The sequence below is a fragment of the Bradyrhizobium sp. 22 genome (assembly GCF_000482425.1).
GTDB lineage: Bacteria > Pseudomonadota > Alphaproteobacteria > Rhizobiales > Xanthobacteraceae > Bradyrhizobium > Bradyrhizobium japonicum_B.
Window position 1 is genome coordinate 3,703,205 of record NZ_KI519399.1, and the last position, 13,383, is coordinate 3,716,587.

Annotated in this window: 12 protein-coding genes; 5 read left to right on the plus strand and 7 right to left on the minus strand. The window is 66.2% G+C overall.

Annotation, left to right across the window (positions count from 1 at the left end; translation table 11 throughout):
• Positions 1-109: 109 nt before the first annotated feature.
• The 3 genes from K410_RS0118955 to K410_RS0118965 form a co-directional block, all read right to left on the minus strand.
• Positions 110-1,333, minus strand: a complete 1,224-nt coding sequence (locus K410_RS0118955) for a hypothetical protein (protein ID WP_028136342.1) — start codon at positions 1,331-1,333, stop codon at positions 110-112.
• Positions 1,334-1,419: 86 nt separating this feature from the next.
• Complete coding sequence (locus K410_RS0118960; RefSeq protein ID WP_028136343.1) at positions 1,420-2,922, minus strand: class I adenylate-forming enzyme family protein; 1,503 nt, start codon at positions 2,920-2,922, stop codon at positions 1,420-1,422.
• A 4-nt stretch (positions 2,923-2,926) separates the two neighbouring features.
• Positions 2,927-4,789, minus strand: coding sequence for an extracellular solute-binding protein (locus K410_RS0118965; protein WP_028136344.1), 1,863 nt, complete (start codon positions 4,787-4,789; stop codon positions 2,927-2,929).
• A 260-nt stretch (positions 4,790-5,049) separates the two neighbouring features.
• On the opposite strand from K410_RS0118965, the gene K410_RS0118970 reads away from it, so the two are divergent.
• Positions 5,050-5,856 carry an invasion associated locus B family protein gene (locus K410_RS0118970; RefSeq protein WP_028136345.1) on the plus strand — a complete coding sequence of 269 codons (807 nt, stop codon included), beginning with the start codon at positions 5,050-5,052 and terminating at the stop codon, positions 5,854-5,856.
• A gap of 81 nt (positions 5,857-5,937) precedes the next feature.
• Here K410_RS0118970 and hspQ read toward each other — a convergent pair whose 3' ends face one another.
• Positions 5,938-6,270 (minus strand): heat shock protein HspQ, encoded by a 333-nt coding sequence (gene hspQ, locus K410_RS0118975; protein ID WP_028136346.1) that lies wholly within the window; start codon positions 6,268-6,270, stop codon positions 5,938-5,940.
• A gap of 106 nt (positions 6,271-6,376) precedes the next feature.
• On the opposite strand from hspQ, the gene K410_RS0118980 reads away from it, so the two are divergent.
• The gene (locus K410_RS0118980; RefSeq protein WP_028136347.1) at positions 6,377-7,330 is read left to right on the plus strand and encodes an AEC family transporter; all 954 of its coding nucleotides are present in this window, start codon (positions 6,377-6,379) and stop codon (positions 7,328-7,330) included.
• A 21-nt stretch (positions 7,331-7,351) separates the two neighbouring features.
• Here the strand turns inward: K410_RS0118980 and K410_RS0118985 are convergent, their stop codons facing one another.
• Positions 7,352-8,536 carry a UbiH/UbiF family hydroxylase gene (locus K410_RS0118985; RefSeq protein ID WP_028136348.1) on the minus strand — a complete coding sequence of 395 codons (1,185 nt, stop codon included), beginning with the start codon at positions 8,534-8,536 and terminating at the stop codon, positions 7,352-7,354.
• A gap of 85 nt (positions 8,537-8,621) precedes the next feature.
• Here K410_RS0118985 and pcsA point away from each other — a divergent pair, with 85 nt between their 5' ends.
• From pcsA to K410_RS0119000, 3 genes are all read left to right on the plus strand, one after another.
• Positions 8,622-9,389, plus strand: coding sequence for a phosphatidylcholine synthase (pcsA, locus tag K410_RS0118990; RefSeq protein ID WP_028136349.1), 768 nt, complete (start codon positions 8,622-8,624; stop codon positions 9,387-9,389).
• Positions 9,386-10,120, plus strand: coding sequence for a TerC family protein (locus tag K410_RS0118995; RefSeq protein WP_028136350.1), 735 nt, complete (start codon positions 9,386-9,388; stop codon positions 10,118-10,120). Before pcsA ends, K410_RS0118995 begins: the two co-directional genes overlap by 4 nt.
• Positions 10,121-10,197: 77 nt before the next feature.
• Positions 10,198-11,172 carry a quinone oxidoreductase family protein gene (locus tag K410_RS0119000; RefSeq protein ID WP_028136351.1) on the plus strand — a complete coding sequence of 325 codons (975 nt, stop codon included), beginning with the start codon at positions 10,198-10,200 and terminating at the stop codon, positions 11,170-11,172.
• Between the two features lie 105 nt (positions 11,173-11,277).
• On the opposite strand, the gene K410_RS0119005 is transcribed toward K410_RS0119000, so the two are convergent.
• Both K410_RS0119005 and K410_RS0119015 read right to left on the minus strand, forming a co-directional pair.
• Positions 11,278-12,468, minus strand: coding sequence for an acetylornithine transaminase (locus K410_RS0119005; RefSeq protein ID WP_028136352.1), 1,191 nt, complete (start codon positions 12,466-12,468; stop codon positions 11,278-11,280).
• 268 nt (positions 12,469-12,736) lie between these two features.
• A complete protein-coding gene (locus K410_RS0119015) occupies positions 12,737-13,375 on the minus strand; it encodes a membrane protein (protein ID WP_028136353.1) in 639 nt (212 codons plus the stop codon).
• Positions 13,376-13,383 lie beyond the last annotated feature (8 nt).

A 13,383-nucleotide genomic window follows, 5' to 3' on the forward strand; every position in this document is an offset into this window, starting at 1 on the left:
AAGGCGTAATCCACCATCTTTGTCGCCACGGGGGAGAAAAGTGGTGGGTTACGTCCAGCGCCTGCGCTTCGCGCAGCCGCAAGGCTAACCCACCCTACAAGGCGACGACTTACGACGCCGCCCGTGACGCATCCGCCGACAGCCGCGCCAGCAGCGACCTTGCCGTATCCGAGGGCGACAGCGAGTCCACGCTGACGACGGGATCGCTGCGCATCTCGTGCTTGCCGTTCGAGGTATGCCGCATCACCGCCGACAGACGCCGCGCGATCATATGGGCCGTGCGGAAGTCGGTCTCCGCGAACACGACGATGACCGAGCCGTCCCTCTGCGCCACGCCGAAATCCATCTGCCGCATCAGGCGGCTGAGGATGCGCGCGGCGTCGAGCTGGGCGCGGGAATTGCCGGGGTCGAAGGCGAAACGCGCGACGGACAGACCGCCGCCGCGGGCCAGCGCCTGCTCGACCGCCTTGGCAAAATCACGGGCGAAGGCTTCCGCCGTGAGCAGGCCGCTGCGCGGATCGAGCCAGCCGCCGGCATCGATCGAGCGCAGCGTGCGGCTCAATTGGGCTTCCATGGCGTGCTGGCGGATCAGGGGCAAGGCGTTGGCCGCGACCTTGGCCGGCTCGCCCGGGATCAGCTCCAGATTGGGCAGATCGTAGCTCTGCGTCAGCTGGTGCGCGGTGACGACGACCGGCAGGCTGCGGAAGCGGGTGTCCTCGGCGAGCACCGTGAGAAAGGCGTCGGTGACGCGCGCGGTAAAACCCTCGGCAAGGACCACGCCGTCGAGGTCGCGGGTGTTGAGGTGCTTCGCGGCGGCCTCGATCGAGAGCGCGCCGACGACTCCGACACGTTCGCCGAGCGCGACGGACAACGCGGGGTAGGCCGCGCCGCGGCCGATCAGGAGCACGGTGGCATCGCGGGCGGGGTCACCTTGCGGCAGTGCGACTTTCACTTCGGGCAGCCGCCGCAGCACGGTGGCGTGGAGCGTGCGCACGCGCAGCGCGGCCCGAAGCCGTGCGATCAGGCGGTCGGGGCTGCCGCCGCGCGAGGAGAAGGGCAGGGCGTTGTGAGGCAGCGAGCCCGCCGCATCCACGACGACGAACGGAAGGTAAGGCGATTGGTCGGCGATCTTCCTTGCGAGCGCGGCCATATGCGGCTCATGTCCGCCATGCATCGCAGCGAGAATGGCCGCTGGCTGCACCTCTTCGACCGCGCGTGCCGCGCCGGCCCAGTCGGTATCGACCACGGGAAACAGCCGGGCCTCGTCCAGCGCCCCAACGAAGGGCGGCCGATCGGCATTGGACACAAAGAGGATCGGGCCCGCCTGGGACATTCGACAAACTCTGATGACGCAACAGATGCCGCGCAATCTAGTGCGGCCGCCTTAATGCGGCGTCAACGTATCCGGCGAAACTGCGTCTAGACCGGCCCGGAGCGATCGCGAAAAGCTTCGACCATCAGAGGGTTAAGCCCGAGCTCGCTGAGCGCCTCGCGGGCGCGGGCATTGTCCTGGGCGCGTCCGGCGAGCCTGTGACCGGAGAGGCGGTCGGGCAGCGCGGTGAGGAGGGCGCCCTGGCCGAGCCGGCGCGCCCATTCCTGCAAATCGTTGGAGAGGAAGCGGTAGCCGCCGACGGCCATGATGCCGGAGGGCGGCGCGGTGATGCAGATTGCACCGCTCGGGCGGTCGATCCGCGCGGCATAGCCGGTGTCGACATAGTCGCGCGGCGGCTGCGCCGTCAGGGTCTCCCCGACCGGCTGCGGCGGGGCGTAGGCTGCGATCGGCACCATGGCGCCGCGCAGGCCGAGCGTGCCCTTCGGCGTCAGCAGGATTTCACCGGCGATGGAGGAGCCGGATTGCTCGCGCGGGGCGCCGTGCGGCCCGGGCATCACCGCGACCGGCATGCCATCCTCGCCGCGGCGGGCGCCGAACAGGCCGGCCTCGCCGAACAGATAGACGTCGGTCAGCGGCGCATGCGGGGCGATCCAGGCATCGCTCGCGGCCACCTGCTCGGGCGCGCGCCACAGGCCGATGACGTTGCGCAAGGACGGCATCCGCGCCGCCAGGTCGGAATCACCGAGCCGCAAGGCCAGCTGCGCCGGCGCGATCAACACCTCGCAATCATGCTCGTTGATCTGCTGCTCCAGCACCTCGACTTCGAAGGGATGATGCAGCGCCAGGGCGCCACCGGAGAGCAGCCAAGCCGCGAGCGAGGAGGCGAGGCCGGCGAACGACATCGGCGCGAACGCCGCCATCAATGTCGCGCCTTGCCGGATGTCGGCTTCCAGCGACATCGCGAGCCCGCCGGCGATCAGGCTGAAATGCGGCCGCGGCACTGGACGAAAGCCTTCCGCGGTGACGTCGAAGGAGATCATCGCCGCCTTGCGGCCGTCCTGAATCACGGCGCGCGTGGTGCCGGGCGGGCGGGCGAGCACCTCGTCGAGCGAGGCCATGCCTTCGGGCAGGTCGCCTCCGAAGCCGCAGACGTGGCGGATCGAGAAGGCTTCGGCGGCCGCATGCATCGCGAGGTCGGCATAGCTGGTGCCGTCGACCTTGCTCATGGTGACGATGGCACGGGCCGCGGTGCGATTGAGGGCGGCGGTCAGTTCGGCATGGCGCCAGAGCAGCGGCAGCACGGCGACGACGAGACCGGCGCGATGGGCGGCGAGCACCGTCAGCACGAACTCGACCGTGTTGGGCAGCTGGATCGCGATGACGGAATTGGCCGGCAGGCCGGATTCGACGAAATGCGCCGACAGCGCCTCGATGGCGGTGTCGGCCTCGGCATAGGTCATCCGCCGCGGCTGGTGCCCGGTGATGCGCGCCTTGTTGAGGGGATCGAGCAATGCGGTCGCATGCGGCTGCCGGATCAGCGTGCGCTGAAACAGCGTGTCGAGCGTCGGCGATACGGCTGGCTGGTTCACGGCGTCACTTTGCTTCAGTGGCTTGCTTCTGCCCCTTCGCCCACCAGGTCTCCGGCAAATAGCCCGAGAGCGAGGTGGCCTTGGGCCGTTCTATCCGATTCCAGCGCGCGATCCATTGCTCGGATACGTTAAACAGGGGGATTGTGTAGAAGCCCGAGATCAGAGCGCGGTCGAGCGCCCGCACCGAGGAGACGAAATCCGTATGTTCACGGGCCTCGAGCAGGGCGGCGATCATGGCATCGACGGCGGGATCCCTGGCGCCCATGTAATTGCGGGTCCCGGGATTGTCGGTGGCCGCGCTGCCCCAGTAGAAATATTGCTCGTTGCCGGGAGAGAGCGACTGGTCCCAGCGGTTCTGGATCATGTCGAATTCGTAGGCCAGACGGCGCTGATCGAACTGCACGGGATCGACCGAGCGCACGCTCGGCTCGATGCCGGCGCGCTTGAGGTCGCGCTGGAACGCGAGTGCGATACGCTCCTGGTCGCGGGTCGTGACCAGGATCTCGAAGCTGAAGGGCGCTCGCGTCGCGCGGTTGCGCAGCACCGTGCCGTCGAGATCGTAGCCGGCCTCGGACAACAGTTTCAGCGCCGCGCGCAGCGTGGTGCGGTCGCGTCCCGATCCGTCGGTCACGGGGAGGCGGTAGCTGCCGTCCATGATGTCGGGCGGAATCTGAGCGGCGAACGGCTTGAGCAGCTCACGTTCGCGCCCGTCCGCCGGCCGGCCATAGGCCGAGAGCTCGGAGCCAGCGAAATAGCCGGCGACGCGCGAATAGAGCCCGAAAAAGTAGTTGCGGTTGACCAGCTCGAAATCGAACAGCAGCGTCAGCGCCTGGCGCACGCGGATGTCGGCGAAGATCGGGCGGCGGGTGTTGAACACCAGGAATTCGGATGGCTGCGGCAAGCCCGGCTTCACGGTGTCACGGACCACCTCGCCGCTTCTGACGGCCGGAAAGTCGTAGCCGTCGTGCCAGCGCAGCGGTTCGTGTTCGACGCGGAAATCGTAGAGGCCGCGCTTGAAAGCTTCGAACTGGCCGTTGGCCTCGCGAAAATAGTCGAGCCGGATCTCGTCGAAATTGTAGAGCCCGCGGTTGATGGGCAGATCGCGGCCCCAATATTCGGGATTGCGGGTCAGCGTCACGCTGGCGCCTGCCTTCACCGCCGTGACGCGGTAGGGGCCGGAGCCGATCGGGCTCGCCAGCGTCGTCTCCTCGAAGCTTGCGACGTCGACCGCATGCTTTGGCAGGATCGGCATCAGGCCGAGGATCAGCGGCAGCTCGCGATCATTGGCGCCCGCGAGGTCGAAGCGGACGGTGATGGGATCGAGCGCCTCGGCCTTGACCACCTTGATGTAATATTGCCGGTGGTTCGGCCGGCCGTGGTCGCGCAGCAGCTGCCAGGAGAACAGCACGTCCTCGGCCGCGACCGGCTTGCCGTCGGAGAAACGAGCGCGCGGATCGAGACGGAACGTGACGAAGCTCCGCTCGTCATTGGTTTCGACGCTCCTGGCGAGCAGGCCATAGAGCGTGAACGGCTCGTCATGGCCGCGCGCCAGCAGGCTCTCGACCACGTAGCTGCGCATCTGCTGCACGGCCAGCCCCTTGACGATGAAGGGATTGAGGCTGTCGAAGGTCCCGAGCATGCCCCAGGTCAAGCGCCCGCCCTTGGGCGCATCCGGGTTGACGTAGGGCATATGGGTGAAATCGGACGGCATTGCCGGCTTGCCGTGCATGGCGATGGCATGGGCGTCCTCGGCCCGTGCCGCGCCCATCGACGCTGCGTCATCCAAGCCCAGGCCAAGGGCAGCGGCCAGCATCAGGACGCCAAGGCGGACACCGGGGCCCTCGAAAAGGCGTTGGAACATGAACATCGGCACAGGTTGATTCGAGGACGGCGTAGCCAAAATCCTATCACAGGGAGTTTCCCCGGACGCAGCCGCGGATGTGGCCAAAGGCGCTTGTCGGCATTGATCTTTTCGTCGGCCACGTTAAGAAGGCACCCGATCGCGCAAGAGCGTCGGGCCCGTCACTTATCCGCCTCAATTGACGGGGAGAGAGCCGCGCCCAAGGCGGCCAGGTTCGGCGCTTCGGAGCGGTTCGGGCACTTCCCGTTCAGAAAGGGTTTTCCGCAATGAATTTCCGTTACTTGGCCGCGTCCGTCCGGCCGCGCGGGCGAATTCTCGCCTTGTTGACGGCGACGGCGTTGGTCGTCCCGTTTACCGCTGAGGCCCAAACTCCCGCTCCGGCTCCCGGCGCGCCCGCGCCCAAGGCGACTCCGGCCCCGAAAGCTGCCCCTCCGAAGGCCGCCCCGAAGGCTCCGGCCCCGGCATCCCCGCAGGCTCAGCAGCCGCCGGCCCAAGGCGGCCAGCAGGGTGCGGCGCAGCCGGCCGATCAGCAGATCCAGCTGATCTATGCCCCCTGGACCAAGTTCTGCCTCAAGGGCCAGGACGCCAACGCCAAGCAGGTCTGCTTCACCGGCAAGGACGGCCGCATCGAATCGGGCCAGCCGGTCATCGCCGCCGTGATCATCGAGCCGGAAGGCGAGCCCAAGAAGATCCTGCGCGTGACGCTGCCGCTCGGCATGCAGCTCGTCCACGGCACCCGGATCATCGTGGACAACAACGCGCCGCTGCAGCAGCCCTATGTGATCTGCTTCCAGAACGGCTGCATGTCCGACTATGAGGCCACGCCCGAGCTCATCAACAACATGAAGAAGGGCCAGAATCTCGTCGTGCAGGCGATCAACGCCAATGGCGCGCCGCTGACCCTGCCGCTGCCGCTCGCCGGCGAATTCCAGAAGGCCTATGACGGTCCGCCGACCGATCCGAAGGTGTTCGAGGAAACCCAGAAGAAGCTTCAGGAAGAGCTTCAGAAGAAGGCCGAAGAGCAGCGGAAGAAGCTCGAGCAGCAGGGTACGCCGCCGGCTGGTCAAAAGTAGTCGGGATCAATCCCGGACATGAAGACATGAAAAAGGCGCTCGTCTCGAGCGCCTTTTTTGTCGGTCGCCGGTCGGAGCGACTCAATTCAGGGACGGATTGCGCGGGCGGTAGCCGCCATCCTTGTTCTTGATGAAGATCTCGGCGACCTGGGAATGCCGGACCGGCTCGCCGGACTCGTCCGGCAGCAGGTTCTGCTCGGAGACATAGGCGACGTATTCCGACTCAGCGTTCTCCGCGAGCAGGTGATAGAACGGCTGGTCCTTGTGGGGCCGCACCTCCTCCGGGATCGACAGCCACCACTCCTCGGTGTTGTTGAATTCCGGATCGATGTCGAAGATGACGCCCCGGAACGAGAAGATCCGGTGGCGCACGACCTGTCCGATCTGGAATTTGGCGGTCCGCGCTTTAATCATTCCCCGTCGATAGACCAGGATTGTGGCCGATGCTAGTGGCCTGATCTGGAATTGGCGTTCACTTGAGGGGGAGATAGCCCCCAAATCTTCAGAAAACACTTCATCAATGGTCGATATCCTCAATCTGGCGCTACCTTATTTCGGGCTGATCTTCGTCGGCTTCGCATGCGGCAAGCTCAAATCCCTGCCGGAATCAGGTCTCGCCTGGATGAACTTCTTCCTGCTCTACGTGTCGCTGCCGGCGCTGCTCTTCGCGATCATGTCCAAGACGCCGTTCTCGGAATTGAACAATCCACCGTTCCTGATCGCGACCACGCTGTCCACCGTCGCCGCGTTCACCCTGGCGCTGGTCGTAGGCAAGGTTTTCGGCCGGCTGACGCTGCGCGAGGCGACGCTCGCCGGTCTGTCCGGCGGCTACGGCAATATCGGCTATATGGGGCCGGGCCTGGCGCTCGCCGTGCTCGGCAGCAAGGCTGCGGCGCCGACGGCACTGATCTTCTGCTGCGACAGCATCTTCCTGTTCACCATCGTGCCGCTCCTGATCGAGCTGTCCGACCGCGACCATCCCTCGATCGTGCACGCCTTCGGCGTGGTGCTGAAGCAGATCGTGCTTAACCCGCTGATCATGTCGGCCTGCTTCGGCGCGGCCTTCGCATCGCTGCATATCGAGATGCCCGTCGCGCTCGATCGCACCATCACCTTCCTGCAGAACGCGGCGGCCCCGACCGCGCTGTTCGTGCTCGGCGTGACCGTGGCGCTGCGTCCGTTCGACCGCGTGCCATGGGAGGTGCCGGGCGTGATCGCGGTGAAGCTGCTGTTCCATCCGCTCGCGGCGTTCGGCCTGATGCTGGCGTTCGGGCCGTTCGCGCAACCCTGGGCCGCCACCGCCGTGCTGATGGCCTCGCTGCCGCCGGCGCTGAACGTGTTCGTGATCGCCCGGCAGAACGATGCCTGGATCGAATCCGCCTCAGTCGCCGTGCTGCTCGGGACCTTCGCGTCCGTGGTCACGCTGACCAGCGTGATGTGGGCGATCCAGACGGGACGGCTGGCGTTTCCGTAAAGGGCCTTACCCTCGCCAATACTACCGTCGCCAGGTCGGCGTCAGGCCCTCGCGCATCGCAAAGCGCCGCAGCGGGCCGATGGCGCCGAGCAGGTGCATGCCGACGGCGCGGACCGGCTGCAGCGGCAGGAAATCGTTCAGCAGGGAGCGGTTGGCGATGTCGATCGCAAAGGTGCGGCTCAGGATGTCCGGACGCCGCGCCCGGTCGTAGCGTGTGAGCACCTCATCCGCGCCGGGATCCTGGCCCGCAGTGACCGCTTCCCCGGCAAGCCGCGCGATGTCGGCGGCATCGCGCAGGCCGAGATTGAGGCCCTGGGCGCCGATCGGGGGAACCACATGGGCGGCTTCGCCGACCAGCGCGATCCGGTCGCGGCCGAACGATTTTGGACGTTCGATCGCCAGCGGGAACAGGTTGCGTCCGGGCTCCACGCTCATCCGTCCCAGGATCGAATGTGACTGTCTCTCGACCGCCGCGGACAACTCGGCGTCATCGAAGCTCCGCAGCCGCTCGGCCTCGGCCGGAGCCGACACCCAGACGACGCTGGAGCGGTCGCCGGGCAGGGGGACGAACACGCACGGACCGTGCGGCGTGTGGAACTCGGTCGAGATGTTGCGATGCGGCCTGGTGTGGCCGACGTTGAAGGTCAGCGCGGTCTGGTTGAGCTCGCGCCGCGTCACCTCGATGCGGGCAGCCTCCCGGCACAGCGAATGCCGGCCGTCGGCGCCGACCACGAGGCGGGCCGTGAGAAATTGTGCGGAGGCCGTCCGGATGGCGACGTCGTCGGCCTCGATGACGATGCTCTCGGCCTCGTCGTCGAAACGGACGAGATTGGGCAGCTCCGCCGCACGCTCTTCCAGCGCCAGCATCAGCGAGCGGTTGTCGATGTTGTAGCCGAAGGCATCCAGCGCGATTTCGTGACAGGAGAACCGGACCTCCGGCGCGCGGAACAGCCGGCCGGTATCGTCGACGAGGCGCATGACCTCGAGCGCGGCCGCCTTGTCCCTGCAGTGCGACCAGACGTCGAGCGTCTCCAGGAGGTCGACGGAGGCACCGAGCAATGCGGTGGTGCGATTGTCGGCGTAGGGAGCGCGCCGCGCCACCAATGCGGTCCGGGCCCCCGCCTGTGCCAGCGCGATCGCCGCGGCAAGTCCCGCCGGCCCGCCGCCGATCACGGCCGTGTCATAAAGTGTCGAGGCGTCTGTCATGAAACGACACATGACACGCCACGCGGCAAATTCAAGCCCGCTGATGGTGTCCCATGCGTGGCCAATTGTGCGACGGCGCGCTGCAATGGCGGATGTGCAAATCGACCTCATTCTGATAGCAGAAGCCATGGATAGCCAAGAGGATTCCCTGAAGCCCACGCCCGCGATCCGCGCCGCGGCCTTCTCGGTGCACATCTTCACCGCGTTCGGCGCGGCGATCGCGCTGCTGGCGATGCTGGAGGCCGTTCGCGAGCACTGGGCGGCGATGTTTCAATGGCTGGGCGTCGCCCTGATCATCGACGCGATCGACGGTCCGATCGCGCGCCGGCTCGACGTCAAGAACGTGCAGCCGAACTGGTCGGGCGACGTGCTCGATCTCGTGGTCGACTTCGTCACCTATGTGTTCGTGCCGGCCTATGCGATCGTGGCCAGCGGCCTGTTGCTGCCCGTCGCGGCTCCCTTGCTCGGCGTCGCCATCATCGTCACCAGCGCCTTATATTTCGCCGATTTGCGCATGAAGGCGGACGACAATCATTTCCGTGGCTTCCCGGCGCTGTGGAATGCGGCGGCGTTCTACCTGTTCCTGCTGCACTGGCCGCCGCTGTGGTCGACGCTGCTGGTGACCGCGCTGGTCGTGCTGACCTTCGTGCCGTTTCACGTGCTGCATCCGGTCCGCGTCGTGCGGCTGCGCTGGCTGACGATGTCGCTGATCGCGATCTGGGCGGTGCTCGCCCTCTACGTGCTGGAGATGGACTTTCGTGTCGGCACCGGCGTCACCCTCGCGCTCTGCGCCATCGCGCTCTGGATCAGCTTCAGCGACGCCTTAATCCGCCTCGTCAGATCCTTCGCATGATGCACCTCATCACCAGTCCCGAAGCCTGGGCGGCGCTGCTGACGTTGACCGCGCTCGAGATCGTGCTCGGCATCGACAACGTCATTTTCATCTCGGTGCTGGTCTCGCGCCTGCCCGAACAACAGGCGCACCGCGCCCGCCAGATCGGGCTGGCGCTGGCGCTGATCTTCCGCCTCATCCTGCTCAGCCTGCTGGTCTGGCTGATCGGCCTGACCGCGCCGGTGCTCTCGATTGCGGGTCAGGACTTGTCCTGGCGCGACCTGATCCTGATCGGCGGCGGCTTGTTCCTGATCGCGAAGGCGACGCACGAGATCCACGCCGAGGTCGAAGCCGATGACGGCGAGAGAGATCAGAAGTCCGGCCGCAGCGCCTTCTTCTGGGTGATTGCCCAGATCATCGTCATCGACATCGTGTTCTCGCTGGACTCGATCATCACCGCGATCGGCATGGCGGAGGACATCCGGATCATGATCGCGGCGGTCGTGATTGCCTGCGCGGTCATGTACGTTTCGGCGGGTCCGGTCGCGCGCTTCGTCGCGGAGCATCCGACCACGAAGATGCTCGCGCTCGCCTTCCTGGTGCTGATCGGCGTCGCGCTGGTCGCGGACGGATTCCAGTTCCACATTCCGCGCGGCTATATCTACTTCGCCATCGCGTTCTCGGCGGCGGTCGAATTCTTCAACGTGCTGGCCAGGCGCAATCGCAAGAGGTCCGGCACGCCGTCGGTTTAGGCGTTCCAGCTGCCATCGAGTTGACAAGGCGGGCGCGATGTCTTTCGCTTGCGCCTTGGAGAAGAGGAGGTCAGGCGATGACCAAAGCGGTCCGTGTGCACAAGGTCGGAGGCCCCGAGGCCCTGGTCTATGAGAGCGTCGATGTGCCGGCGCCCGGGCCCGGCGAGGTGCGGATCCGCCAGCACGCGGTCGGCCTGAACTTCATCGACGTCTACTATCGCACCGGTCTCTACAAGGCGCCAGGGCTGCCCTTCATCGTCGGCAACGAGGCCTCGGGCGAGGTGGTCGCGGTCGGGCCTGGCGTTACGAACTTTCATCCCGGCGACCGCGTCGCCTATTATCACAATCTCGGCGCCTATACCGGCGAGCGCAACATTCCCTGGGAGAAGCTGGTCAAGCTGCCCGACCACATCACCCACGAGCAAGGTGCGGTGCTGATGCTGAAGGGGCTGACCGTCTGGTATCTCCTGCACAAGACGTTCAAGGTCGAGCCGCATCACCGCGTGCTGGTCCATGCCGCCGCCGGCGGCATCGGCCTTCTGGCCTGCCAATGGGCGAGGGCGCTCGGCGCCCACGTCATCGGCACGGTCGGCTCGCGCGAGAAGGCCGAGCTCGCCGAGGCGAACGGCTGCGACCATGTCATCCTCTACAACGAGGAGGATTTCGTCGCGCGCGTCAAGCAGATCAGCCGCAACGAGGGCTGCGACGTCGTCTATGACGGCGTCGGCAAGGCGACCTTCCCGGGCTCGCTGTCCTGCCTGAAGCCGCGCGGCATGTTCGTCTCGTTCGGCAACGCCTCGGGTCCGGTGCCGCCGTTCGCGATCGCCGAGCTCAACAATCACGGCTCGCTGTTCGCGACACGGCCGAAGCTCAACGATTACGTCGGCACGCGCAAGGAGCTGCTGGAAGGCGCCGACACGCTGTTTGCCGCCGTCATCAACGGCAAGCTGCACGTGCCGATCAACCACGCCTACGCGCTCAAGGACGCTGCGAAGGCGCATATCGATCTCGAAAGCCGCAAGACCACGGGCGCCTCGATCCTGAAGCCGTAGCTGACTGTCATTCCGAGGCGGCTCGAAGAGCCGAACCCGGAATCTCGAGATTCCGGGTTCGGTCCTTACGGACCGCCCCGGAATGACGAGCGTATGGATGAAATCTTACGCCACCCGCCGTGCCGCGCCGGCCTTGGTCAGGATCCCGTCGAGACAATCGATCATCTCGGCGATCTCACTCTTCGCCACGTTGAGCGCGGGCATGAAACGCAGCGTGTCGAGCTGCGGCGCGTTGAGCAGCACGCCGGCTTCGAACGCCTGCGCGACGATGCCGGGCGCGATCGGCAGCTTGAGATCGAGCGCGAGCAGCAGGCCGCGTCCGCGCACGCCGCCGAGGCCGTGCCGGGCCGAGACCTTCTGCAGCTCGCTTTCCAGCAAGAGGCCGGTCTCGGCGACCTGTTTGAGGAAGTCGGGCTTGGAGACCTCCTCGAGCACCGCGAGCCCCGCCGCGCACATGATCGGGTTGCCGTTGAACGTGCCGCCCTGGTCGCCGTGCTCGAAGCACGAGGCGCGTTCGGTCGCGAGCAGGGCTGCGAGCGGCACGCCGCCGCCGATGCCCTTGCCGAGCGTCATGATGTCGGGCGCGATGCCGGTGTGCTCGTAGTGGAAGAGTTTTCCGGTCCGGCCCATGCCGGTCTGGATCTCGTCGAAGATGAGCAGCAGGCCGTGCGCCTCGGTCAGCGCGCGCAGCTGCTGCAGGAACGCATCGGTTGCCGGCCACACGCCTGATTCACCCTGGATCGGCTCCAGCATCACGGCGACGGTGTTGTCGTTGATCAGCCGCTCGACCGAGGCGATGTCGTTGAGCCTGGCCTTCTTGAACCCTGCGACCTTCGGCTCGAACAGCGGCTCGAACGCTTTCTTGCCCGAGGCCGACATCGTCGCCAGCGTCCTGCCGTGGAAGCCGCCTTCGAAGCTGATGATCTCGAACGCGCCGCCCTTGTGCAGACTGCCATATTTGCGCGCGAGCTTGATCGCGCCCTCGTTGGCCTCCGCGCCGGAATTGGCGAAGAACACCTGGTCGAACGCGCTGGCCCCGACCAGCGCCTCGGCCAGCTTCAGGCTCGGTTCGTTGTAGAAGGCCGGGCTCGGCGTCAACAGCCGTTTCGCCTGCGAAGCCAGCGCGTCGGCGACCGCCGGCGGGGAATGACCGAGGCAGTTGACGGCCCAGCCCTGCACGAAGTCGAGATAGCGCTTGCGGCCGTCGTCCCAGAGATAGGAGCCGGCGCCGCGGACGAACACGGCTTTCGGCCGTGCGGTGATGTCCATCAGCGCGTCGTACGGATGCGTCGTCATGTCGAACTCCTCTGGAGGCGGGTGGAAAACGGGCGCAAAAAGCAGAAAGGCCGCACCTTGCGGGTGCGGCCTTCTCGAAAACTTCGGCTGAATTCTAGTGGTTCAGCGGCGTCGTCGGACATGGCGCACCCTCTCGTCGTCGCGGGAGCGACGGCGGAGCATGTCGGTGCGCTGGTTGGTCCGGTTGATCATGGGGCGCGGCAATACATGCCAATGCCGGGGCTTGTCAAGCGGGCGTTTTGCCGAACACCCGCCCGGCGTGCATCGGTCAGGTCAGGTGAGCGGCTTCCTCGGCGTCCTCGTCGCCCCAATCGGCGTCGGCGATCGCGGTGTCGATCAGCTCGCCGCGCATCAGCTTGAGCGGCGATTTCCAGTACAGCGCGATGTTGTGGAATGGGTCGGTCAGCACCTTGAATGCCCAGACCAGACCGGTCGTGACGTCGCGGGTGGCGAAGAGCTGGAGCATGCGGGCAAGGCCGCCGCCGATGCCGATCGCGAGCCAGAGCGTGCCGACGTGGCGGATGAAGTCGAGACGCCCGGCCGGCGGATCGAAAAGTCCGAACAGCGTCGGATGGACATACAGCGCGATTGGCGCGCTGCCCCATACCAGCAGCAGGATGATCTTGCGGGTCTGGTTGTAGCCGACCTTGATCGCTTCCTTGTACTCATTGCTGACGTCGTTGACGGCGTCGTAGCCGTTCGGCTCGAAGAAGAAATGCCCGGTCTGCCGCGTCAGCATCGCAAGCCAGCCGACGATGCCTGCGAGCGCGGGGTCTATGAACAGCAGCGCGTAGCAGAACAGGAAGATCACGGCGCTGAAGAGATGCAGCGTCTGGTTGACGGTGCTCTGGTGGTAGAAGCGGTAATCGTCGAAGCGCTGCGTGCGCAGCATACCCGAGAGGCTCATTCTCGTTC

What these genes read in the sequence shown, in the direction of transcription:
- K410_RS0119015 (WP_028136353.1), bottom strand. Translation starts at nt 13,375, where the DNA reads ATGAGCCTCTCGGGTATGCTGCGCACGCAGCGCTTCGACGATTACCGC.
- pcsA (WP_028136349.1), top strand. Translation starts at nt 8,622, where the DNA reads ATGGCGGATGTGCAAATCGACCTCATTCTGATAGCAGAAGCCATGGAT.
- K410_RS0118970 (WP_028136345.1), top strand. Translation starts at nt 5,050, where the DNA reads ATGAATTTCCGTTACTTGGCCGCGTCCGTCCGGCCGCGCGGGCGAATT.
- K410_RS0118955 (WP_028136342.1), bottom strand. Translation starts at nt 1,333, where the DNA reads ATGTCCCAGGCGGGCCCGATCCTCTTTGTGTCCAATGCCGATCGGCCG.
- K410_RS0118965 (WP_028136344.1), bottom strand. Translation starts at nt 4,789, where the DNA reads ATGTTCATGTTCCAACGCCTTTTCGAGGGCCCCGGTGTCCGCCTTGGC.
- K410_RS0118980 (WP_028136347.1), top strand. Translation starts at nt 6,377, where the DNA reads ATGGTCGATATCCTCAATCTGGCGCTACCTTATTTCGGGCTGATCTTC.
- hspQ (WP_028136346.1), bottom strand. Translation starts at nt 6,270, where the DNA reads ATGATTAAAGCGCGGACCGCCAAATTCCAGATCGGACAGGTCGTGCGC.
- K410_RS0118995 (WP_028136350.1), top strand. Translation starts at nt 9,386, where the DNA reads ATGATGCACCTCATCACCAGTCCCGAAGCCTGGGCGGCGCTGCTGACG.
- K410_RS0119000 (WP_028136351.1), top strand. Translation starts at nt 10,198, where the DNA reads ATGACCAAAGCGGTCCGTGTGCACAAGGTCGGAGGCCCCGAGGCCCTG.
- K410_RS0118985 (WP_028136348.1), bottom strand. Translation starts at nt 8,536, where the DNA reads ATGACAGACGCCTCGACACTTTATGACACGGCCGTGATCGGCGGCGGG.
- K410_RS0119005 (WP_028136352.1), bottom strand. Translation starts at nt 12,468, where the DNA reads ATGACGACGCATCCGTACGACGCGCTGATGGACATCACCGCACGGCCG.